Annotated in this window: 1 protein-coding gene; it reads right to left on the reverse strand. The window is 53.6% G+C overall.

All coding sequences use genetic code 11. The features are described from left to right. Positions 1-360, reverse strand: a 360-nt coding sequence (locus EUU22_RS10290) for a ferritin family protein (RefSeq protein ID WP_129331943.1), incomplete at both ends; no start/stop codon positions are given.

Here is a 360-nt window from a genome sequence, read left to right on the forward strand (position 1 = left end):
TTCGGACTCCAGGAAGTCACACAGCTGGGGATCATTCCTTTCAGATGCCAGTTGATGCAGATCCAGAAGAGCCTGGTTCACAGTCTTCTCCAGCTGCAGAGCGGCCTGCATGGCTTCCAGGGTGTTGATCCATTCGTCCTTCTCTGGTTTCTTCAAATCCTGAAGGACAATGCGACCGCCACGCTTGTTCTGATACTTCAGGAATTTCTCAGCGTGCTCCCGCTCCTCGTGGCTCTGCTCCTTGAAGAACTTGGCCACGTGTTCCAGGGCCACATCATCCCGGTCAAAGTAATAGGACATGGAGAGGTAGACGTAGGACGCATACAGCTCCAAGTTGACCATGCGGTTGATGGCGGCTTC

The sequence above is a fragment of the Ciceribacter ferrooxidans genome (assembly GCF_004137355.1).
GTDB lineage: Bacteria > Pseudomonadota > Alphaproteobacteria > Rhizobiales > Rhizobiaceae > Allorhizobium > Allorhizobium ferrooxidans.